15 protein-coding genes are annotated in these 22,958 nt (G+C 74.4%); 3 read left to right on the top strand and 12 right to left on the bottom strand.

The window, feature by feature from the left end:
* Positions 1–98: 98 nt before the first annotated feature.
* Together ACFV04_RS03990 and ACFV04_RS03985 are read left to right on the top strand one after the other, a co-directional pair.
* Positions 99–1,529, top strand: coding sequence for a PspC domain-containing protein (locus ACFV04_RS03990; RefSeq protein ID WP_380526621.1), 1,431 nt, complete (start codon positions 99–101; stop codon positions 1,527–1,529).
* Positions 1,526–1,735, top strand: a complete 210-nt coding sequence (locus ACFV04_RS03985) for a hypothetical protein (protein WP_359911252.1) — start codon at positions 1,526–1,528, stop codon at positions 1,733–1,735. The genes ACFV04_RS03990 and ACFV04_RS03985 overlap by 4 nt, the downstream gene beginning before the upstream one ends.
* A 37-nt stretch (positions 1,736–1,772) precedes the next feature.
* Here ACFV04_RS03985 and ACFV04_RS03980 read toward each other — a convergent pair whose 3' ends face one another.
* The 8 genes from ACFV04_RS03980 to ACFV04_RS03945 form a co-directional block, all read right to left on the bottom strand.
* On the bottom strand, positions 1,773–2,792 hold the full coding sequence (locus ACFV04_RS03980; RefSeq protein ID WP_380526619.1) for a Rieske 2Fe-2S domain-containing protein: 1,020 nt from the start codon (positions 2,790–2,792) through the stop codon (positions 1,773–1,775).
* Positions 2,793–3,012: 220 nt separating this feature from the next.
* Entirely contained in the window at positions 3,013–4,581 is a 1,569-nt protein-coding gene (gene guaA, locus ACFV04_RS03975; RefSeq protein WP_380341249.1) for a glutamine-hydrolyzing GMP synthase, read from the bottom strand.
* Between the two features lie 999 nt (positions 4,582–5,580).
* Positions 5,581–7,299, bottom strand: a complete 1,719-nt coding sequence (locus ACFV04_RS03970; RefSeq protein WP_380526617.1) for a proline-rich domain-containing protein — start codon at positions 7,297–7,299, stop codon at positions 5,581–5,583.
* Positions 7,300–7,713: 414 nt separating this feature from the next.
* Positions 7,714–9,576 carry a GMC oxidoreductase gene (locus ACFV04_RS03965; protein WP_380526615.1) on the bottom strand — a complete coding sequence of 621 codons (1,863 nt, stop codon included), beginning with the start codon at positions 9,574–9,576 and terminating at the stop codon, positions 7,714–7,716.
* A 59-nt stretch (positions 9,577–9,635) separates the two neighbouring features.
* Positions 9,636–11,267 (bottom strand): succinic semialdehyde dehydrogenase, encoded by a 1,632-nt coding sequence (locus tag ACFV04_RS03960; protein ID WP_380526613.1) that lies wholly within the window; start codon positions 11,265–11,267, stop codon positions 9,636–9,638.
* Between the two features lie 117 nt (positions 11,268–11,384).
* The gene (locus ACFV04_RS03955; RefSeq protein WP_380341259.1) at positions 11,385–13,145 is read right to left on the bottom strand and encodes a protein kinase; all 1,761 of its coding nucleotides are present in this window, start codon (positions 13,143–13,145) and stop codon (positions 11,385–11,387) included.
* A gap of 161 nt (positions 13,146–13,306) precedes the next feature.
* Positions 13,307–14,425: a protein kinase gene (locus tag ACFV04_RS03950; protein ID WP_380526611.1), complete on the bottom strand. Its 1,119-nt coding sequence runs from the start codon at positions 14,423–14,425 to the stop codon at positions 13,307–13,309.
* Positions 14,426–14,771: 346 nt separating this feature from the next.
* On the bottom strand, positions 14,772–16,784 hold the full coding sequence (locus tag ACFV04_RS03945) for a protein kinase (protein WP_380341265.1): 2,013 nt from the start codon (positions 16,782–16,784) through the stop codon (positions 14,772–14,774).
* Positions 16,785–17,036: 252 nt separating this feature from the next.
* Here ACFV04_RS03945 and ACFV04_RS03940 point away from each other — a divergent pair, with 252 nt between their 5' ends.
* The gene (locus tag ACFV04_RS03940; protein WP_380341267.1) at positions 17,037–17,612 is read left to right on the top strand and encodes a hypothetical protein; all 576 of its coding nucleotides are present in this window, start codon (positions 17,037–17,039) and stop codon (positions 17,610–17,612) included.
* 73 nt (positions 17,613–17,685) lie between these two features.
* On the opposite strand, the gene ACFV04_RS03935 is transcribed toward ACFV04_RS03940, so the two are convergent.
* From ACFV04_RS03935 to ACFV04_RS03920, 4 genes are all read right to left on the bottom strand, one after another.
* A complete protein-coding gene (locus ACFV04_RS03935) occupies positions 17,686–18,813 on the bottom strand; it encodes a GuaB3 family IMP dehydrogenase-related protein (RefSeq protein WP_360254715.1) in 1,128 nt (375 codons plus the stop codon).
* Positions 18,814–19,034: 221 nt separating this feature from the next.
* Complete coding sequence (gene guaB, locus ACFV04_RS03930) at positions 19,035–20,537, bottom strand: IMP dehydrogenase (protein ID WP_360254713.1); 1,503 nt, start codon at positions 20,535–20,537, stop codon at positions 19,035–19,037.
* Positions 20,538–20,825: 288 nt separating this feature from the next.
* Positions 20,826–21,383 carry an RNA polymerase sigma factor ShbA gene (gene shbA / locus ACFV04_RS03925; protein WP_196948785.1) on the bottom strand — a complete coding sequence of 186 codons (558 nt, stop codon included), beginning with the start codon at positions 21,381–21,383 and terminating at the stop codon, positions 20,826–20,828.
* 500 nt (positions 21,384–21,883) lie between these two features.
* Positions 21,884–22,495 (bottom strand): response regulator transcription factor, encoded by a 612-nt coding sequence (locus ACFV04_RS03920; RefSeq protein WP_014136228.1) that lies wholly within the window; start codon positions 22,493–22,495, stop codon positions 21,884–21,886.
* Between the last annotated feature and the right edge of the window lie 463 nt (positions 22,496–22,958).

Here is a 22,958-nt window from a genome sequence, read left to right as displayed (position 1 = left end):
TCAGGGTGTGTCCCTAGCCCGTCTCAGGGACAAGTCAGGGTACGGGCAGGGGTACTCCCGGTTGGGCCGGACCGGCACCTGCCGGAAGGATGGTGCCCATGACCGAGGACCACCGCATCGAGGAGGCCGGGCCTGCCGCCCCGCCGGAACCGCGACCGCCACTGACCCGGGCCGAGCACCACCGCGTGGTGGCCGGCGTCTGCGGCGGCCTCGGCCGGCACCTGGACATCGACCCGGTGGTCTTCCGGGTGGTCGTCGTGGTGCTCTGCCTCTCCGGCGGCCTCGGGCTGTTCCTGTACGGCCTGGCCTGGCTGATCGTCCCGACCGACGAGGAGTCGAAGGGGCGCGGCGGGCGCACGGAGCTCCAGCGGGTGCTCACCGGCCGGGTGGACGGCCAGTCGGTCGGCGCGGTGCTGCTGACCGTGATCGGCACCGGGGTGTTCTTCTCCTCGATGGGCGACGGCGACCAGATGTTCCCGCTGCTGCTGCTCGCCGGCCTGGTCTTCCTGGCGGTGCGCTACGACCCGGAGCGCCGGCGCGGCCGGGGGCCCGGGCGCCGGCGCGGCGGCCCGTACGACCGTCACTTCCCCGCGCCCGGGTCCGAGGGCTACGTCTGGCCGCGGCCGGAGCCGGACGGGGCGGCCGGCGCCGGGCACGCCGCCGACCGGGCCGCCGGGACGGTCCCCGCCGACGGTCCGGCGCCGGGCGCGAGCGGCTACCTGTGGGACCCGCGCCACCCCGAGCGCAACCCGTACGGCGGAAACGCGTCCGCGACCCCCACCCCGCCGTTCGGCACCCCGGTGCCGCCGGCCGGCGGCCCGGCCCAGCCGTGGTGGCAGCGCGCCGACCTGCCCGAGGGCGACCCGCTGCGCAAGGAGGACCCGAAGCGCCGTTCCGAGCCCGCCGTGGTGCGGCGCCCCCGGGAGCGCTCGGCGCTCGGCTTCTTCGGCTTCCTGCTGGCGATCGGCGCGGCCGCCGCGGTCTGGTCCGCGTCCACGAGCCACCACGACCCGACCGTGCTGGGCTCGACCGCGCTGGCCACCGCGCTGCTGGTGGTCGGCCTGACCCTGCTGGTCGGCGCGAAGTTCGGCCGGGCCCGCAAGCTGGCGGCGACCGGTCTGCTGCTCACCCTGGCGCTGGCCTTCGTCGGGCACTCGCCGGACTCGATGAAGAACGCCGTCGGCGAGCGCGACTGGACGGTCACCACGGCCTCCGACCTGCACGACCGCTACAACCTGGGCGCCGGGCAGGTCCGGCTGGACCTGGCGGGGCTCGACCCGGCCGGCGCCACCCTCGCCACCAAGGTCGACCTCGGCGCCGGCGACATGACCGTCACCGTGCCGGACGACGTGACCGTGAACGTGGTCGCCCGCGTGGGCCTCGGCAACATCGACACCCCGGGTGACCGCAGCGACAGCACCGGACGGCACACCTATCTGATCGGCCCGGTCGACGGCCGGGCCTCCAAGGGCACGCTCAACCTCGAACTCGGCATCGGGCTCGGCAACATCAAGGTGGTCCAGCAGTGAGGAAGCACCGGCTCGACCTGTTCTCGCTGATCGCGGGCGCGCTGTTCACCGTGCTCGCCGTGCTCTACCTGGTCGCCGCGCTCAACGACCAGTCGGTGAACGGACGGATCGTCATCCCGGTCACCTTCATCGTGCTCGGCGTCGGCGGCCTGGCGGGCGCGGTCGCGGCGGTGGCCCGGCGCGGCCGCCCGGACCGCGAGGAGTGACCCGCGCCGGGGCTCCCGGCGCGGGCCGTCCCGGTCCTCAGCTCTGCTGCGGGCCCAGGGTCAGCTGGTCGCCGTCCTTGGTGACGGTGTACTTCGGCAGCGGCTTGACCGCCGGCCCGTTGACCACCGCGCCGGTGCCGGCGTCGAACCGGGAGCCGTGGCAGGGGCAGTAGAGCCGGCCGTTCTTCGGGGCGTCCACCGCGCAGCCGGAGTGGGTGCACACCGAGGAGAGGCCGCAGTACTGGCCCGCCGTGGGCTGCACGATGTAGACGGCGTCCCCGGTGGCGGGGTCCTTGACCTGGGCCGAGCCGCCGACCGGCACGCTCGCGGCGGGCACGGTGGGGGCGGGGGCCGCGGCGCCGGGGACGGGGGCGGCCGACTGCTTGGCCACGGCCTGCCTGCCCCGGCCGAAGGTGCGGGTCAGCGAACCGGTCAGCAGTCCGGCGCCGCCGACCGCGACGGCCGCGATGCCGCCGTCCACCAGCGCCCGGCGCTTGACCTGGTCCTCCCCCAGCCCTCGCCCGCGGTCGCGCTCGGCCCGGCGGGCGAAGTAGCCGTCCAGGGACAGGTACGGGGTGCCGGCGAGCACCAGCGGGGTCCAGGCCATCAGGTAGGCGAGGTCGTTGCCGAGGTAGTACGGCGAGACGCTCCAGCTGACGGTCAGCCAGAGGCTGAGGTTGAGGAGCGCGCCGCCGAGTGCGGCGACCCGGCCCCAGAGGCCGAGCAGGGTGCCGAGGCCGACCGCCAGCTCGCCGAAGGCGATGGCGAGCGCGAACAGGGTCGGGTGGTCGAGGGCGGGGCCGAGCAGGAAGGAGATCGGGCTGCCGCCGGCCTTGGCGGCCTGGGTCTGCGAGACGAAGGAGGCCGGGTCGCCCGCGCCGGCCAGGAAGTGCGCGTCGGAGAGCTTGTCGAGGGCGGCGTAGACGAAGGTGATTCCGAGGAAGAGCCGGAGCGGGAGCAGCGCGTACCCGGACGCGAGCGCCCGCCACTGTGCCGCCCGGTCGGCCCGGCCGGCCGCTCCCCCGCCGGTCGGCTCCGCGTTGCTGGCCTCCGACATCCCGCACACCTTCCTTCTCGGCCTGCCACTCCCTGACAGGTCCGGTCCGCATTCTGCCCGCTCCTGCCCACTTTCGGTGGGAGGGCCCACCCGGGGAGCGGCTCCCGCACCGCGAACGGCCGCGCCGTCGCTCCCTTGCATACGGGAACGACGGCGCGACCGTTCAGGCTCCGGCCTCAGGCACCCGTCGAGGACGGGCGCCGGCGGCCGGCGGGAGTGCCTACTCCCACTCGATGGTGCCCGGCGGCTTGCTGGTGACGTCGACGACGACGCGGTTCACGTCGCGGACCTCGTTGGTGATCCGGGTGGAGATCCGGGCCAGCACGTCGTAGGGCAGGCGCGACCAGTCGGCGGTCATGGCGTCCTCGGACGAGACCGGGCGCAGCACGATCGGGTGACCGTAGGTGCGGCCGTCGCCCTGCACGCCCACGCTGCGGACGTCGGCGAGCAGCACGACCGGGCACTGCCAGATCTCGCGGTCCAGACCGGCCGCGGTCAGCTCCTCGCGGGCGATCGCGTCGGCGTCGCGGAGCAGGTCCAGGCGCTCCTGGGTGACCTCGCCGACGATCCGGATGCCCAGGCCGGGGCCCGGGAACGGCTGGCGCTGGACGATCTCCTCCGGCAGGCCCAGCTCCTGGCCGACCATCCGGACCTCGTCCTTGAACAGCTTGCGCAGCGGCTCGACCAGCTGGAACTGCAGGTCCTCGGGCAGGCCGCCCACGTTGTGGTGGGACTTGATGTTGGCGGTGCCGGTGCCGCCACCGGACTCCACCACGTCCGGGTACAGGGTGCCCTGGACCAGGAAGTCGACCGACTCGCCCTGCGAGCCGGCCTCGGCGATGATCTCGGCCTGGGCCTGCTCGAAGACCCGGATGAACTCCCGGCCGATGATCTTGCGCTTCTCCTCGGGGTCGGTGACCCCCTTCAGCGCGTTCAGGAACCGCTCGGCGGCGTCGACGACCTTCAGCTGCACGCCGGTGGCGGCCACGAAGTCCTTCTCGACCTGCTCGGTCTCGCCCTTGCGCATCAGGCCGTGGTCGACGTAGACGCAGGTCAGCCGGTCACCGATGGCCTTGTTGACCAGGGCGGCCGCGACCGCGGAGTCCACGCCGCCGGACAGGCCGCAGATCGCGCGCTTGGTGCCGACCTGCTCGCGGATCAGGGCGATCTGCTCCTCGACCACGCTGCCGGTGGTCCAGGTCGGGGCGATGCCGGCGCCGCGGTAGAGGAAGTGCTCCAGGATCTGCTGGCCGTGGTCGGAGTGCAGCACCTCGGGGTGGTACTGGACGCCGTACAGGCGGGCCTCGTCGTTCTCGAAGGCGGCGACCGGGACCACGTCGGTGGAGGCGGTGACGGTGAAGCCCTCCGGCGCGGCGGAGCAGGCGTCGCCGTGCGACATCCACACCGAGTGCTGCGCGGGGACACCCTCGAACAGGGTGGAGCCGGCGCGGGAGACGGCCAGCGGGGTGCGGCCGTACTCGCGGGCGCCGGTGTTGTCGACGGTGCCGCCGAGCGTCACGGCCATCAGCTGGAAGCCGTAGCACATCCCGAAGACCGGGACACCGGCCTCGAAGATCGCGCGGTCGATCTGCGGCGCGCCCTCTTCGTAGACCGACGACGGGCCACCGGAGAGGATGATCGCCTTGGGGTTCTTGGCGAGCATCTCGGCCACCGGCATGCTGCTCGGCACGATCTCGCTGTAGACCCGCGCCTCACGCACCCGACGGGCGATGAGCTGGGCGTACTGGGCACCGAAGTCGACCACCAGGACGGTGTCGTTCTCCGGCACGGACTGGACGGGAATTGCAGAGGACACAGACGGCCTTCCGGCAGCGGTATCGAGGTGTCACGCGGAGCCGCCTCCCCCTGCGGGGACGCGGTGGCGACGGGTGTGGGGTGTCTGGACACCGATTCTACCGGGCTGTCCGGTTTCACTCGTCTGCACGTCCAAAGGGCCGTGACCGGGCGGGGCCGCGATTCGTTGCTTCAGACGACCGCACGGCCGCGCCGCGTCCGCCAGACGCGCCGACCGACCCCCGCGGGGGCACCGCCGTACGGCTGCAGGACCACGCGTGGAGCTTCACCCCAGTCCACCGGCGCACGTGGCGCCGCCACCCGGTCTGCCGGGAGCGCGGCTCCGTGGGACCGTGCGCGGGTGCCGCGGCCGGCCAGCAGGGGACAGCGACCCCGGCCGCGACTGGGCCGAGAGGTGGGACGGCCGGAGTCCGGGGACGCCCGGGACCGGCCGTCGCACCCCCGGCCCGAGCCGGTGCACACCCGGCGCACTTCTCCGTCAGTCCCGCGCCGCTACGCGCGTCCCGGTGCGCCGCAACCCCCAGGCCACTACGCACCGTGATCATTGGCGGCTGTCCCGGCAACACATGCACCGGATCGAACTGTGCCGAATCGGTTGCAGAGCGAGCCCCTCGTCCAGCACGATGCTCGTTGTAAGCCTTTCTCCCGGCGACCTGACGGCTAGCCGAGGAGGCCGGCCGACGACGTGCCGCAGCCGCCGCACAGCCAGGCGACAGCGGTTTTCACTTCACGCTCCGTGAGCGAGGAACCGGCGCAGACCCGCGCGCCGCGAGCCGTTCCACGCGCGTGCGCGCCCCGCACCGACGGCCACCCGTACCGGGAGCCGCGACGCGGACCGAAGCCAACCGACACGACGGCGCTCCTCCCCCGGCGCCGTCACCCCAGCACCGGCGCGGCCCTGACGCCGAGTGCTGAGCGACAAAGGGCCCCGTTCCCCCGCGGGGCCCTTTGCCCTTTCCAGGGCCCGCCGGGCTCAGGGGTGCTCGCGCCAGACGCTCGGATCGACCGGCTCCTCGCCCCGGGGGGACGGCACGTCGGCGACCGTCGGCGCACCGGCCCGGGTCCCCGCCGCGGGGGTGGGCGGCGCCTCGTGCGAGCCGAGCACCTCGCTCACCCCGCTCCCGGGCGCGGGCGGCCCGTCCTGCGGCGCGGCGGCCCGCAGCGGGACGTCGTGCGCCGGAGCGCCCCCGCCCGGCACGTCCTGCCGCGGGCCGGCCTGCGCGGGAACGCCGTGCGCGGGAACACCGTGCGGCGACGTCGGCACGGGCGGCACCTCCGACGGCACGGGCGGCAGCGGGGTGTACGGATGCGGAGCCGCGCCCCCGGGTGCACCGTCGTACGACGCACCGCCGTACGGGCCCTTGGTGTTCCCGGCACCCGCGCCACCGCCGCGGACCGCCGCCAGCAGCGGCGGCACCAGCAGCGCACCGGCCAGCGCCCAGACCGCGTTGGCCGCCAGGACGGTGAGGAAGGTCAGCCCGACCGCGTTCTCCTGGGACACCTGCAGGTCGGAGGTCCGGCTCCAGCCCGCCATCGACGAGGTCCGGGTCACCATCGCCCCGGCCACCGCCATCAGCACGGTGAGCGCCGCGGCGTGCACGGCCGCCAGCCGCAGCCGGTCGGCCGCGTCCAGCTGCCGCCGGTGCGCCGTCCAGCCGAGCGTCCCCGCCGCGACGAGCGCCAGCAGGCCGGCCCAGCGCCAGTCGGCGGTCACCTGGTCGTGCAGGTCGAAGAAGGAGAGGTTCAGGTCCTCGCTGCGCTTGCCCCAGGACGTCTCCCCGCCGGTCAGGCCGCTGTGGGCCTGGAAGGTCGCCCCCGAGCCGAAGCCCAGCAGGGCCAGGCCGAGGTTGGGCAGGAAGGCCAGCGCCAGCCCGACCTGCCCACCGCTCGTGCTGTTCGCCGCGACCAGGACGAAGGCCGCCACCGCGGACAGCGCCACCGACACCGCCATCGCCTGGCCCGCGCTCAGCGCGGCGACCGCCCAGCCGCGCACCGACCGGCTGCGCCAGGCCGCCCAGCGCAGCGCGTCGGTGCCGTGGACGACGAAGGCCAGCAGTCCGGCCAGCAGCAGGGTCCAGCCGACCGCCTCCAGCCAGCCGGCGCCCGCGGTGATCACCGGCCGGGACAGGTCCTGGCCGCTGGTGCCGGTGTAGTCGGGCACGTCGAAGGTGTCCCGCGGCTGCCAGGTCGTACCGCCGACTGCCCAGAGCACCGTGGTCACCCCGGCCAGGACCAGGGCGGTGCGCAGCGCCTCCCCGGCGGCCTGGGCGCGGGTCAGCTGTCCCACCACCGCCTTGTGGCGGCGCAGCCCGGCCCGCAGGCCGCGCCAGAGCGCCAGGCACCACAGGACGGTGACGGTCATCGGCGCCACCCGGAGCACGATGTCCATCCGTTCGGCGTGGCCCCGGCTCAGCGGGCTCTGGTACCCGATCCTGAAGGGCGCGCCGAGGGCGTTCAGCGCCATCGACAGCGTCGCGCCGAAGCGGTCGCCGAAGTCCGGCGACCGGAACCGGTACTCGTACTGGTAGTCGCTCGGGACGGCCGCGATCAGTGCGGCCAGCAGCAGGACGAGGGTCGGCGCGACGGCCGCCCTGAGGGCCGGGCGCCAGTCCGCCCCGGTGAGCAGGCGGTGGACGGGTGACTGAGGGGCGTACGGCGTCCCGGTGCCCCAACTGCCCACCGCGGGCGGCACGGCCGGGCCCCCGCCGGGGCCGTACGGCGGCGTCGCCGCGAACCCCGGCGGGCTCCCGGGCGCACCGGGCGCACCGGGCGCACCGGATGAACCGGGCGCACCGGGAGCACCGCGCGGCGGGGGTACGGCCGGGGGCACGGCGGGCGGCACCGGCGGAGGTGCGGCGAGCGGGACTGCGGGCGGGACTGCGGGCGGGGCTGCGGGCGGCGGCGGGGGCGCGACCGGCCGCCCGCACGAGCCGCAGGCCGACGCCCCCTCCACCGAAGTCGCGCCGCACGATGCGCAGTTGGCCATGGACCGGTTCCCCCCGCTCGACGAGTCCCTGGGCTGCCCCAAGGAGCCCGTTTATCCCATCGGACCCGAACGGATGTCAACCGGGAACGCCGGCACCCTGATTGGCCCTTCGCAGGGGCTTCAGCCCTGCTTCTTCGGGACCTCCGGGACGGGCAGCAGCGGCAGCCGCAGCGCGCCGAACGCGCCCTCCGGCACGGCCGGCCGCAGCGGCGCCACCGGGGTGACCCGCCGGTACGCCTCGTCCTGCTCCGGGCGCCGGTCGGCCTCGCCCTTGTTCGGCCACATCGACATGGCGCGCTCGGCCTGCGCGGTGATGGTGAGCGAGGGGTTGACGCCGAGGTTGGCGGAGACGGCCGCGCCGTCCACCACGCTGATCCCGGGGTAGCCGTACAGCCGGTGGTACGGGTCGACCACGCCGGTCTCGGGAGCGTCGCCGATCGGGCAGCCGCCGAGGAAGTGCGCGGTCATCGGAATGTCGAAGATCTCGCCGACGGTGCTGCCCGCGAAGCCGTTGATCTCGGCGGCCAGCGCCTGGGCGCCGCGTTCGGCGGCCGGGATCCAGGTCGGGTTGGGGGCGCCGTGGCCCTGGCTGGAGGTGAGCCGGTCCTTGCCGAGCGGGCCCTTCTTCAGCGAGACGGTGATCGAGTTGTCCAGCGACTGCATCACCAGGCCGATGATCGTCTTCTCGGACCAGCCGCGCTGGTCCATCGAGCGGGCGAAGGTCACCGGGTGGAGCACCGAGTTGCCCAGGTAGCGCAGCCAGCGCGGGCCCCGTCCGGCGCCCTTGACCTGGGCGATCGACAGCGCGCCCATCGCGTTGGAGCCCTTGCCGTAGCGGACCGGCTCGATGTGGGTGTTGGCGTCCGGGTGGATCGAGGAGGTGATCGCGACGCCCTTGGTGAAGTCCGCCTTGGCGCCGTAGCGCCGGTCGGTGGTCTGCGCGCCCACCAGGGCCTCGGAGTTGGTGCGGGTCAGCTCGCCGAGCCGGGCGGAGATCCGGGGCAGGTGCCCGGCCGCGCGCATCCGGTGCAGCAGCGACTGGGTGCCGTAGGTGCCGGCCGCGACGACCACCCGGGCGGCGGTGACGGTCCGCGCGCCCGCCTTCACCCGGTCCGTCTTCGAGCGCGAGTCGGTGCGGCGCACGTCCACGGCGTAGCCGCGGCTCCCGTCGACCCCGCCGATCTCCCGGATCCGGGCCACCGTGGTGAGCGGGTGGATCTCCGCACCGCCCCGCTCCGCCAGGTACAGGTAGTTCTCGGTGAGCATGTTCTTGGCGCCGTGCCGGCAGCCGGTCATGCACTCGCCGCACTCCACGCAGGCCTTGCGGGCCGGGCCGGCGCCGCCGAAGTACGGGTCGGCGACCTCCTCACCGGGCGCCGCCTTCACCGCCCCTCCGCCGGACCCCGCCCCGGAGGTGCCCCCGGCGTCCTCGCCGTCGCCGAAGAACACCCCGACCGGCGCCATGTGGAAGGTGTCGGCGACGCCCATCTGCTCGGCGGCCGCCTTGAGGTGGACGTCGGAGGGGGTGACGGTCGGGTTCAGCCGGACCCCGAGCATCCGCTGCGCCTGGTCGTAGAACGGCGCCAGCTCCTCCTGCCAGTCGGTGATGTGGCGCCACTGGCGGTCCTCGAAGAAGGCCTTCGGCGGCACGTACAGGGTGTTGGCGTAGTTCAGCGACCCGCCGCCGACCCCGGCGCCGGCCAGGATCAGCACGTTGGCCAGCAGGTGGATCCGCTGGATGCCGTACAGACCGAGCTGCGGTGCCCACAGGTAGTTCTGCAGGTCCCAGGAGTTCTTGGGCAGTTCGTCCCGGTCGAAGCGCCGCCCGGCCTCCAGGACCGCGACGCGGTAGCCCTTCTCGGTCAGCCGCAGTGCCGCGACCGATCCGCCGAAGCCGGACCCGACCACGACCACGTCGTAGTCGAACTCCGCCGCACCGCCGGACTCCACCATCTGCCACCGCTCCTTCGCCGGGATGAACATGCCTGTGGGAAACGCGGGTCGGGCCCCGCACGACGGCGGGGCCCGCGTGCCGCTCGGGCCTACCTGAAGCGCAGCGCCTTGAGCGCGCGCAGCCCGCCGGTCATCACGGCGGCGAACTGCTTGTCGTCCAGGCCGAACGAGGGCGCGATCGGCATCAGCCGCTGGGTCGCGATGGTCTGCGCCTCGGTGAAGCGCAGGATGCCCTCGGCGCCGTGCCGGCGGCCCAGCCCGGAGTCGCCCATGCCGCCCATCGGGGAGGCGACCGAGCCGTACGCGGCCGCGTAGGCCTCGTTGACGTTGACCGTTCCGGTGCGCAGCCGGGCCGCGACCGTCCGGCCGCGCCGCAGGTCCTTGGTCCAGACGCTGGAGTTCAGGCCGTAGGGCGTGGAGTTGGCGGCGGCCACCGCCTCCTCCTCGGTGTCGAAGCGGTAGACGGAGACGACCGGGCCGAAGGTCTCCTCGGAGCAGACCGCCATCTCCGGGGTGACGTCGTCGAGGATGGTCGGCTCGAAGAAGAACGGGCCGAGGTCCGGCCGGGCGTGCCCGCCCGCCACCACGGTGGCGCCCGCCTTGACCGCTTCCTCCACGTGCCGGGTGGTGGTCTCCAGCTGGCGGACGGAGACCAGCGAGCCCATGTCCGCGCCGTACGCGAGGCCGCCGCCGAGGCGCAGCGCCCGGGTGCGGGCGGCGAAGCGCTCCAGGAACTCGTCGGCCACCGAGCGGTGCACCAGCAGCCGCTCGATCGAGATGCACAGCTGCCCGGCGGAGGAGAAGCAGGCCCGGACGGCACCCGCAGCGGCGGCGTCGAGGTCGGCGTCGGAGAGCACCAGCATGGCGTTCTTGCCGCCGAGTTCGAGCGAGGCGCCGACGAGCCGGGCGGCGGCGCGCTGGGCGACGTCGCGGCCGGTACGGGTGGAGCCGGTGAACGAGACGTAGTCGGCGTGCTCCACCACGGCGGGGCCGATCACCGGCCCGTCGCCGATCACGACCTGCCACAGGTCGGCCGGCAGCCCGGCCTCGACGAGCAGCTCGCGGGCCCACAGGGCGGTCAGCGCGGTCTGGGTGTCGGGCTTGTTGACCACCGCGTTGCCGGCCGCGAAGGCGGGCAGGGCGTCGCCGACGGACAGCTCCAGCGGGTAGTTCCAGGGCGAGATGTGGCCGATCACGCCCTTGGGGCGGCGGGCCTCGACCGCGTGGGTGAGCACCGGCAGCGCGCCGCCGCGCCGCTTGTCCTTGAGGTACGTGTGGGCGGTCCGCCCGTAGTGCCGGGCGGCCATGGCGACGGCCAGCACCTCCTCGAAGGCGTGCAGCCGGGCCTTGCCGGTCTCCGCCTGGATGAGGTCGAGCACCTCGTCCTGCCGCTTGAGCAGCAGGTCGTGGAAGCGCAGCAGGACGGCGGCGCGTCGGCGCACCGGCAGCGCGGCCCAGGCCGTCTGGGCGCGGCGGGCCAGCTGGAAGGCGACCTCGACGTCGGCCGGGGTGGACTGCGGCAGGCAGGCCAGCCGCTCGCCGGTCAGCGGGGCGACGGTCTCCACCAGGTCGGGCTCGCCGGTGGCGGTGACGCCGACGGCCAGCCGGTCGACCAGGGACGGCGGGACGGCCGCCGCGACGGTCCTGGCCCCGCCGGGGGCCGCCGGGTTGCCGGCGCCGGGGTGTTCGGTGGCCACTGCATCTGCTGTGAGGTCCGACATACGGCGCAGCCTAGGCCTTCGGCGGCCGGTCCGGTACCCGTGGGTAACAAGAATCTGCCGCAGTCGGGCGAAAGCGGGCGTCCCGGCCGCCGGAGCCTCCCCGCGGCCGGCCCCGGCTCAGCGGGTCGGCGTGAAGTCGCGGAGCACCGCGTTGAAGCGCTGTTCGGCCTCGGTCCACTCGTTGCCCCGCTCCGGGCTGGAGGAGTAGATCGCGTAGCTGGTGCCGTCGTCGTCGATGAACTCGGCCTCGACGGCCCGGCGTCGGCCGCCGCCCTGGGCGGCGTAGCTGAACTCCCAGACGGCCGCCTCGTGGCCGTTGACCGCGACGCTGGTCATCTTGTGCTGCTTGTAGTCCTTCAGCGACTTGGAGACGGAGCCCTCCATCTGCCGCATGTGCTCCAACGGCTTCACCGACTGTCCGGCGGTGACGGCGAACTGCAGGTAGTGCGTCTTGCTGTCGGGGCTGTAGTAGATCTGGTTGTCGGAGGTGGTGCTGCGCTGCCAGGCCGGGGTGCCCGAGGGCAGCGGGAAGCGGAAGCCGGCCGGGTCGTCGACCCAGCGGTAGCCGTCGGGCGCCGCCGCCGAGGGGCTGGCGCCGGTGGTGGGCTCCGGCCCGGTGGACTCGACCGGCGCGGTCGGCGTCGGTTCCTCGGAACCGCCGCCCACCACGTGCCGGGTGACGAGGAAGGTGCCGGCGGCCGCCAGCAGGCCGACCGCCACCGCGACGGCGACGATCCTGGCGGTGTTGCGGCGCTTGGCCGGGCCGCGCGCGGGCGTGACGGCGTGCGCCACCGGCGCGACCGGCCCGGTGTGCGCCCGCGCGGCGTCCGCCCCGCCGCCCGAGGTCTCGTGGACGGCGGGCGTGGCCGTGGCCGTGGGCGTGCCGGCGGGTGCGTGCTGCTCGGTCGGCCCTTCGGCGCCCTCGGCACCCCCGTCCGGGGCCTCCGCGGTCTCCGCAGGGTGCTCACGGCGGTCCACCACCGGTACCGACTGGGTGGGCGCCCGCAGCGGCGCGACGCTCTTGAAGCCCATGGTGTGCCCGGCCTGGACCTCGGCCAGCATCCTGGCCACCTCGTCCGCGGTCGGGCGCTCGTCCGGGTCCTTGGCCATCAGCGCGGCCAGCACCGGCCCCAGCGGCCCGGCCCGGCGCGACTCCGGCAGCGGCTCGTCGACGACCGCGGCCAGCGTGCTGATCGGCGAGTCCCGGCGGAACGGCGACTGGCCCTCGACCGCCGCGTACAGCGTCGCCCCGAGGCCCCACAGGTCGGAGGCCGGTCCGGGGCGCTCGCCCTGGGCGCGCTCCGGTGCCAGGTAGTCCGGCGAGCCCACCAGGTCACCCGGCCGGGTCAGTTCGGTGGAGCCCTCGTACTTCGCGATGCCGAAGTCCAGCAGCACCACCCGCCCGGTGCCGCGCTCCAGCAGCACGTTGGCGGGCTTCACGTCCCGGTGCAGCACGCCCAGCTGGTGGCCGCGGTGCAGCGCGGCGAGCACCTGACTGCCGACCTCGGCCGCGGCGCGCGGCTGCAGGGTGCCGTCCTGGCTGATCACGTCGGCCAGCGAGCGGCCGTCGACCAGTTCCATCACGATCCACGGCCGGCCGTCCTGCTCCAGCACGTCGTGCACGGTGATCACGCCGGGGTGCTTGATCCGCGCGGCCGCGCTGGCCTCGCGCTTCATCCGGGTGTGCAGGATCTGCAGGTCCTCCTCGGGGAGGTGGTTGACGGTCAGCTCCTTGACCGCGACCTCGCGGTCGAGCATCCGGTCCCAGGCCCGCCAGACGGTGCCCATGCCGCCACGGCCGAGCCGCTCGCCGAGCTCGTAACGCCCGGCCAGCAACCGCTCCGCCTCGGCCGCTTCCGGCCCGTCCTGCACACCCATCTGCGACCGCTCCCCCACACATTCCGCCTGCCGTCACCGCGACGGAGGGCCTGGTGCAGACCACTGTTCGAACAAATCCCACGCACACATTAGGCGCAGCGTGCCGCCCCCGGTAATCACGCCCGCCTCCCGGAGCGGCGACACCCGGTCCGTCCGGGCCGTCAGCCTGCGAACAGCACCACGGCGGCAATTCCCAGCGCCAGCAGGGCAAGGACTCCCCCCACCAGCAGCGGTCCCAGGAGGGCGGGGGGTATCCGTGGCGGTTTCCCGCCACCGCCGGGCCCGTCACCGGGGCCGTTGCCCGCCGCGGCACTCCCGGAATTCCCGGATCCTGCGCCCCGTCGGCCGCCCCGGCGCGGCCGCACCACCAACGGCGCCTGCGGCTTCAGCGTCACCGCCCGCGCCACCCGCTCCTCGTCCACCGGCTCCGGCGCGCCCGCCAGCAGCTCCGCCAGCTCCCGCCACACCGCCTCCGCGGTCGGCCGCAGCACCGGGTCGGGCTGCAACAGCCGCTCCACCAGCGGCCCGAGCGGCCCGCAGGCCGCCGAGTGCTCGCGCCGCCCGTCCCGCACGGCCGTCACCAGCTCCGGCACACCGCCCTCGGGGTACGGCGAGCGGCCGGTGACCAGCCGGTGCAGCAACACCCCGAGCGCCCAGCAGTCGCCCGCCGGGCCGCCGTCGAGCGGCCAGCGCTCCGCCACCGGGCCGACCAGGGTGGCCCGTACGTCGTACCGGCGCCGCCCGCCCGGCCCGCCGAGCTCCTCGGCCAGCCCCTCCTGCGCCACCCCGGCGAGCAACCCGCCGAGCATCGCCGCGCCGTCCTCGCAGACCAGTACCGAATCGGCGGTCAGGTTGCCGTGGGTGAGGCCGGCCTCGTGCAGCGCCCGCAGCGCGCCGGCCAGGTCCGCCGCCAACTCGGCCGCCCGGTAGGGCTGCACCGGCCCGTCGACCAGCAGTTCGGCCGCCGTCGGCCCGGCCGGGCGCTCCTCCGCCGTCCACAGCAGCTCGCCCTCGACGAAGGCCCCGACCCCGCGCAGCAGCCGCGGGTGCTTGGCCGGCGCGGCCGAGCCGACCGCCGCCACCCGCCGCACCAGCCGGTCCGCCTGCGCGGGCACCACGTCCTCCGGGTCCTGACCGGCGGTCAGCAGCGCGGGCAGTTCCAGGGCGCGCAGCAGTACCGATTCACCGGTCCGCTCGTCCACCGCGTGGGCGCGGAAGGGTTCGGGACGGTCCGTCAGCCGGTACCGTCCCGCCAGCAGTTGCCCGGGGCCACCTCGCATGCCAGTTCCTCTCGCTCACCGAGCAGCCTACTGAGCGGCTCCTTCGCACCCGGCCCGGTGGACCGGACCTGACCGGTCGACACCGCCTTCCGGGTGGCGGGGAACGACGACCGGACCGCCCGGGCGGAGGCCGTCCGCACCGTCGAGGGGCCGTCATCGACGGCGAGGAGCCGGTCGCCCGGTGCCGCCCGGCCGCGTCCGCGGGGGCGTCACCCGCCGACTGTCCACCCTAGGACGGGCAGCCGCCGGTACCGGTTCCGGGCGCCGTCATCCCCCGGCGCCCGGCGACGGCGCGCAACTCATCGGCCGGGCCGCGCGGACGGCCGCCCGGAAGCCGTCCCCGCGGTCACGGCGCGGGCTGGAAGGTGCCGAAGACGACGTCCCGGACCGGGGCCTGCGCGGCCCACTGCGCGTCCGGGACGATCCAGTAGATCGAGTAGCCGTACTTGGCCGGGGTCCCGGTCACGAAGCCGCGGTTGAGCGAGTGGGTCCTGGGCGTGCCGTTGGTCCACTCCCAGTCCGCCGCGTTGGTCCACTGCCGGTAGGTGATCGCCGACAGGTTCAGCCGCTGGTAGTTGGTGACCTGGCCGCGCACGTTGGGCTCGGACTGCTGCCAGTCGGCGACGGCGCTGTCGCCCGGCGAGGTGGTCCACTCGATCCGCAGCTGACTGCCGTCGGCCGGGTTCTTGAAGATCCGCCGGTTGGAGTCGGACCCGGCCGGCTGCAGCCAGTCCGGCAGGACGACCGAGAAGCCGCTCGGGTCCTTGTACTCGTGGTACCCGGCCGGCACCGCACCACCCGGCGCGGACGGCGCCGGGGTCTGCACGGGAGCGGGGGTCTGCACGGGAGCCGGGGTCTGCACGGGGGCCGTCGGCGTGGTGGCGGCGGGCTGCGCGGGAGCGGGAGCGGCGGGGGTGGTGGCGTCGGCGCCCGGCGTCCCGGTCTCCGCCGGTGCGGGCGCGGGCTCCGTCGCGGACGGCGCCGCGCCCTGGCTCGGCGGGGTGTCCGCGGTCGTCGCCACCGGCGAGGTGGCGCCCGCGCCGTGGGTGGACGCGCCCTTCGCGTCGCCGCCGACGGCCTGGAGCACCGCGACCACTCCCGCGATCAGCAGCAGCACCACGACCACGGTGGCGATGGCCAGCCGCCGCCGGCCGGTGCGCGGGTCGGCCCCGGCGGCCTGCGTCGCGCCCATCGTCCACTCGCTGGTCACCGGACGGATCGGGTCGGGCACCGGCTCCGTCGCCGCGGCAGCGGGCTCCGCCACGGCCGCCGCGGGCGGCTCCTCGTCCCGGGCCCGGCTGCCCACCCGGACCGTCCCCAGCAGCCCGCCCACGGTCCGCTTCCGGACGGCCTCGGGCTTCTCCGGCCCGGGCTCCGGCGTCGGCGTAGGCGTCGGTTCGGCCACGGCCTCGGGCTCGGCCGCCGGCTTGGGCTCGGACGTCGGCCGCGGCTTGGACGACGGCTCGGGCGTGGCGGCCCCCGTCTCCACCGGCATCGCGTGCTCGGTGGTCGACTCGGCCTTCACGGTGGCCTCCGCGACCACCCGCTTGAGCATCGACCGGGTCTGCGAGGCGTCCAGCCGCTCGGCCGGGTCCTTCTCCAGCAGCCCCTCGATCACCGGCTTCAGCGCCCCGGCGTTCGCCGGCATGGCGAGGTCCTCGGTCATCACCGCGGTCAGGGTGGCCAGCGCCGAGCCCCGGTCGTACGGCGGGCGGCCCTCGACCATCGCGTACAGCGTGCCGCCCAGCGACCACAGGTCGGCCGGCGGCCCCGGCTTCTGCCCGCGGGCCCGCTCCGGGGATATGTACGAGGGCGCGCCGACCAGCATGCCGGTGGAGGTGACCGAGGCGTCGCCCTCCACGCTGGCGATGCCGAAGTCGGTCAGCACGACCCGGCCGTCATCGCCGATCAGCACGTTGGACGGCTTGACGTCCCGGTGCAGGATCCCGAGCGCGTGCGCGGCGATCAGCACGCCCAGCACGTCGAGCGCGATCTCGGCGGCCCGGACGGGCGCGAGCGGTCCGTCCTCGCGGATGACGTCGGCCAGCGAGCGGGACTCGACCAGCTCCATGACGATCCACGGCCGGTCGTCCTCGTCGACCACGTCGAAGACGGTGACCGCCGAGTTGTGCCGGATCCGGGCGGTCGCCTTGGCCTCGCGCAGCGTCCGGACGATCAGCCGGTGCTTCTCCTCCTCCTCGACGCTGGCGTTCATCCGCAGTTCCTTGACCGCGACGGTCCTGCCCAGCATCTCGTCCTCGGCGCGCCAGACGGTGCCCATGCCGCCGCGTCCGAGCACGCCGTTCAGGCGGTAGCGGCCGGCCAGGAGGCGGCCGGTGGAACCCTGCGCCTGGGTCATTCGGAACGTTCCCCCATGTGCTGCTGGCGGTCGTGGTGACGGCGTGTCGGACCGGCCGGGCCCGAACGCCCAAGCCTCCATCATCCCCTGTCCCGGGGGCTCGCGACCACCCGCCCCCCGTCCCGACCCGGGACGAACCGGAACGGGAGCGGCGCTCCGTGCCCGATCTGTGATCGAAAACTCGCCAAGATCCGTCCGAATCACTGCTACCGTTCGGCAGCTCATCGTCTTTTCCGGGGGGATTCGACGCCCATGACCGCACCCGTACCGGGCACTGACGGCCCATCGGCGCGGCCGCGCACCGCCCAGCACTACTCGGTCGCACCGGCACCGGCCTCCCCCGAGGGCTACGTGGTGCCGGGCATGCCCGGCGCCCCGGTGAACGGTTACGAAACCGTCGAATCCGTCGCCCCGCTGCCCCGGCGCGCCCCCCGCCGCCGGCGCACCGCTCCGGCCCTCGTCCTCGCCGTCCTCGCGATGCTGCTCGGCGGCCTCGCCTACGGCTGCGCCCCGCTGCGCGCCGCCGACAGCCTCGGCTGGCTGGCCATCGCCCCGGCCGGCCTGGTCGCCCTCCCGCTCGGCCTGCTCGGTGGCCGGAACCGGCTCCTCCCGCCGCTCGGCGCCCTGCTCGCGGCGGGCGCGCTCCTGATCGGCCAGCTGACCGAACACCTGCGCCGGGTGCACGCCGGGGGTCCCGGCCCCCGCGGCCTCCTCCACGACACCCTGGCCGCCTGGCGCGCCGACCTCCGCCCGCTCGACGCGGCGTTCTACGCCATCGCCCTGATCGGCGGCTTCCTCCTCACCCGCCGGACCGCCGACCGCGGCTGACCCCCCGCCGACCGCCCCCGGACAGCCCGAAGGCCCCCGCCGTACCCGGCGGAGGCCTTCGTCAGCGCACGGCTCAGCGGTGGTCGAGCGCCGGGTTGACCGTCACCTCGACCCGCTGGAACTCCTTGAGCTCCGTGTAGCCGGTGGTGGCCATCGCGCGGCGCAGCGCACCGAACAGGTTCATGGTGCCGTCCGGGGTGTGCGACGGACCGGTGAGGATCTCCTCGGTGGTGCCGACCGTGCCGAGGTCCACCCGCTTGCCGCGCGGCAGCTCCTCGTGGACGGCCTCCATGCCCCAGTGGAAGCCCTTGCCCGGGGCGTCGGTGGCGCGGGCCAGCGCGGCACCGATCATCACCGCGTCGGCGCCGCAGGCGACGGCCTTCGGGATGTCGCCGCTGTAGCCGACGCCGCCGTCCGCGATCACGTGCACGTAGCGGCCGCCGGACTCGTCCATGTAGTCGCGGCGGGCGGCCGCGACGTCGGCGACGGCGGTGGCCATCGGCACCTGGATGCCGAGCACGTTGCGGGTGGTGTGGGCGGCGCCGCCGCCGAAGCCGACCAGCACGCCGGCCGCGCCGGTCCGCATCAGGTGCAGGGCCGCGGTGTACGTGGCGCAGCCGCCGACGATCACCGGGACGTCCAGCTCGTAGATGAACTGCTTCAGGTTGAGCGGCTCGGCGGCGCTGGAGACGTGCTCGGCCGACACGGTGGTGCCGCGGATGACGAAGACGTCGACGCCGGCGTCCACGACGGCCTTGGAGAACTCGGCGGTGCGCTGCGGCGAGAGCGCGGCGGCGGTGACCACGCCGGAGTCGCGGACCTCCTGGATGCGCTGCTTGATCAGCTCGGCGCGGATGGGCGCGGCGTAGATCTCCTGCAGCCGGCGGGTCGCGGTGGCCTCGTCGGTGATCGCGGCGATCTCGTCGAGCAGCGGCTGCGGGTCCTCGTAGCGGGTCCAGAGGCCTTCCAGGTTCAGCACGCCCAGGCCGCCGAGGCGGCCGATGGCGATGGCCTGCTGCGGGGAGACCACGCTGTCCATCGGGGCGGCGAGGAACGGCAGCTCGAAGCGGTAGGCGTCGATCTGCCAGGCGATAGAGACCTCCTTCGGGTCCCGGGTACGGCGGCTGGGGACGACGGCGATGTCGTCGAAGGCGTACGCCCTGCGGCCGCGCTTGCCTCGCCCGATCTCGATCTCAGTCACTTCGAGCCCTTCTGCTTTGTTGCTGTGCCCGCCGGGTCACCCCGGCCGCACCCCAGTATCCCGTACTACCGGCGGCACCGCCCCGACGGCCCGCTCCCCGGACCCGCGACAGGGGCGGACCCGCGGCGGGGCCGGACAGGCGGAGGGGGCGAACACGGCGAGGGGCCCGCCGCCGCGGGTGCGGCGACGGGCCCCTCGGTCGTCCGAGCCGGGCGGACCGGTCAGCGGGCGGAGTAGTTCGGCGCCTCGACGGTCATCTGGATGTCGTGCGGGTGGCTCTCCTTGAGGCCCGCCGAGGTGATCCGGACGAAGCGGCCCTTGCTCTCCATCTCGGCGATGGTGGCGGCGCCGACGTAGCCCATGGTCTGGCGCAGGCCGCCGATGAGCTGGTGCAGCACGGCGGACAGCGGGCCGCGGTACTGCACCTGGCCCTCGATGCCCTCGGGGACGAGCTTGTCGTCCGAGGCCACCTCGGCCTGGAAGTAGCGGTCCTTGGAGTACGAGCGGCCCTGGCCGCGGGACTGCATGGCGCCCAGCGAGCCCATGCCGCGGTAGGACTTGAACTGCTTGCCGTTGATGAACAGCAGCTCGCCCGGGGACTCCTCGCAGCCGGCCAGCAGCGAGCCGAGCATCACGGTGTCGGCACCGGCGGCCAGCGCCTTGCCGATGTCGCCCGAGTACTGCAGGCCGCCGTCGCCGATGACCGGCACGCCGGCCGCCTGGCAGGCCTGGGCGGCCTCGTAGATGGCGGTGATCTGCGGGACGCCGATGCCGGCGACCACGCGGGTGGTGCAGATCGAGCCGGGGCCGACGCCGACCTTGACGCCGTCCACGCCGGCGTCGATCAGCGCCTGGGCGCCGTCACGGGTGGCGACGTTGCCGCCGACCACGTCGACCCCGACGGCCGACTTGATCTTCGCGATCCAGGCCAGCGCGTTGTGGCTGTGGCCGTGCGAGGTGTCGACCACCAGGAAGTCCGCACCGGCCTCGACCAGGGCCTGGGCCCGGTCGAACGCCTCGGCGCTGGCACCGACGGCGGCGCCGACCAGCAGACGGCCCTCGGCGTCCTTGGCGGCGTTCGGGTACTGCTCGGCCTTGACGAAGTCCTTGACGGTGATCAGGCCCTTGATCCGGCCCTCGTCGTCGACCAGCGGCAGCTTCTCGATCTTGTGGCGGCGCAGCAGCGCCATCGCGTCCACCCCGGAGATGCCGACCTTGCCGGTGATCAGCGGCATCGGGGTCATGATCTCGCGGACCTGGCGGCTGCGGTCCGACTCGAAGGCCATGTCGCGGTTGGTGACGATGCCGAGCAGCTTGCCGGCCTCGTCGGCGATCGGGACGCCGGAGATGCGGAACTTGGCGCACAGCGCGTCGGCCTCGGCCAGCGTGGTCTCGGGGCCGACCGTGATCGGGTCGGTGACCATGCCGGACTCGGAGCGCTTCACCAGGTCGACCTGGTTGGCCTGGTCCTCGACCGAGAGGTTGCGGTGCAGCACGCCGACGCCGCCCTGGCGCGCCATCGCGATGGCCATCCGCGCCTCGGTGACCTTGTCCATGGCCGCGGAGAGCAGCGGGATGTTGACGCGGACGTTCCGGGAGACCCGAGAGGAGGTGTCCACCGAGTTCGGCAGCACCTCGGAGGCCCCGGGCAGCAGCAGGACGTCATCGAACGTGAGCCCGAGCATGGCGAACTTCTCGGGTACGCCTGCGGCGTTGTAAGACATTTGGGGGGTACCTTCCGTGGCCGGCCTTATCCGCTCACGCCCTGAGGGTGGGGGCGCATTCATCGCTCACTCGCGCAGACCGCCGAAGCCGGGTGCAATGGGAGGATCCTCCAAGGGGACCCAGCGCGCACCCGTGAAACTTTGGCAACCCGCCCAGGCGCCGATACCCCATGGTACTGGCACCGCGAATGTGTCCTCGTGTGCCCTTGACAACAACCCCGCCGGGGCGCCACATTCCGCCGCGCCGCGGAACCCGGCCGACGGCGGGGCCGACCGGAGCGGTCGGGGTCAGGAGGACTCCTCCGCGAGCGCCCGCAGCCGGCTGAGCGCCCGGTGCTGGGCCACCCGGACCGCGCCGGGCGACATCCCGAGCACCTCGCCGGTCTCCTCCGCGGACAGCCCGGCGGCCACCCGCAGCAGCACCAGCTCGCGCTGACGGGCCGGCAGGTTGGAGAGCAGTTCCTTGGCCCAGGCCGCGTCGCTGCTCAGCAGCGCCTGCTCCTCCGGGCCGAGCGCCTCGTCCGGCACCTCCGGCAGGTCGTCCTGCGGGACGACGGTCGAGCCGGGCCCGCGCATCGCGGCCCGCTGCAGGTCGGCGATCTTGTGCGCGGCGATGCCGTACACGAAGGCCTCGAACGGCCGCCCCTGGTCCTTGTACCGCGGCAGCGCGCACAGCACCGCGACGCAGACCTCCTGGGCGACGTCGTCCACGTGGTGCCGGGCCCCGCCGGGCAGCCGGACCAGCTTGGCGCGGCAGTACCGCAGGGCCAGCGGGTGGACGTAGGCGAGCAGGGCGTCGATCGCCGGGCCCTCGCCGCGCACCGCGGCCGCGACGAGTTCACCCATCAGCGGGGAGCCGCCCGTGCCGAGCACCGGCGGGCGGCCCGGTCCGGCCCCGACACCGGAACCGCCGGGAGCGACGGAATCGGCGTACGACGGATCGTGGCCCGGACCGGAGGGCTCGGCCTCCACCGGGTCCGCCTGGCCGGCCGCACCGGCGACGTCGTCGCGCATCGGTCCATGGTGCCTGGTCGAGCGGGAAAACGCGGCACCGCGTCCGGAGTTGTGCACCGGAACGTTATGCGCTGCCGCACCGTGGGGCGTTCCGCGCACCACCGGCCCCTCCTGCACCGTGCCGCCTCCCGCCCCGCCGTCGGTGGTTCCGTCCGTCGCGCCGTCCGCCGAGTGTCCTGCGGCTGCGTCGTTCGCCGCAGTGCCTGTCCGCTGGTCCCCGAGGTGCTCCACTCCTCCATGGTGCAACCTCGGGACCGTAACGTCACACGCTTGTGCGACACCCGCTCCGGGGATCGCCGGCGGCGCGCCGCACCCGGCGGCGCGGCCGGTGGTCAGCGGACCAGGCCCCAGCGGAAGCCCAGCGCCACCGCGTGCGCGCGGTCCGAGGCCCCGAGCTTCTTGAACAGCCGTCGGGCGTGGGTCTTGACCGTGTCCTCGGACAGGAACAGCTCGCGCCCGATCTCGGCGTTGCTGCGGCCGTGGCTCATGCCCTCCAGCACCTGGATCTCACGCGCCGTCAACGTCGGCGCGGCCCCCATGTCGGGGCTGCGCAGCCGGCGCGGGGCGAGCCGCCAGGTCGGGTCGGCGAGGGCCTGGGTGACGGTGGCCCGCAGTTCGGCGCGGGAGGCGTCCTTGTGCAGGTACCCGCGGGCACCCGCGGCCACCGCGAGCGCGACGCCGTCGAGGTCCTCGGCGACGGTGAGCATGATGATCCGCGCGCCCGGGTCGGCGGACAGCAGCCGCCGGACCGTCTCGACCCCGCCGAGGCCGGGCATCCGGACGTCCATCAGAACGAGATCGGAGCGGTCGGCCACCCAGCGGCGGAGGACCTCCTCCCCGTTCGTCGCGGTGGTGACCCGGTCCACACCGGGTACGGTCGCGACCGCGCGGCGAAGCGCCTCGCGGGCGAGCGGGGAATCGTCGCAAACGAGAACGGAAGTCATGACCGTCGTCCTCCGCAGCTGATCCGCGTCACGTTGAGCCTCCTGGCTGGTACGAACCTCTCCGACACGGCCGATCGGCGACAGACTCCGTGCTGATCGCCCCAACTTGCCCGCGATCGTTCCCGACGTCCGGCGCCCGCTAACCGCCTCCGCACTTCCAACGACCGTCACTCGAATGAGTTACGGCCTTCAGAGCCATCTCCACCACTGTACGTGGCCAACCCATTACCGATCAGCCGCATCGCGGTGCACACGCCGCACTTTTCCGCAGCTCGCGCGCGGTGGGCGTGCGACCCGCACACCGATTCGGTGCGTCGCGCGCCCGTCGGCCACCCGATTGCCACGCCCGCGCCCGCCGAGGACCCTTGCCCACTTTGCCCGTTTTTATAGCTTTCGTATGGTCATTGACTGTTGTGCCAGTGTGTGGGTGACTTGTCCATGGAGTTGCCTTAAGTCATATTTC

Source organism: Kitasatospora sp. NPDC059599, from assembly GCF_042735125.1.
GTDB lineage: Bacteria > Actinomycetota > Actinomycetes > Streptomycetales > Streptomycetaceae > Kitasatospora.
The sequence above is the reverse complement of the archived record's forward strand: the minus strand, read 5'-3'. Positions and strand labels throughout refer to the sequence as shown.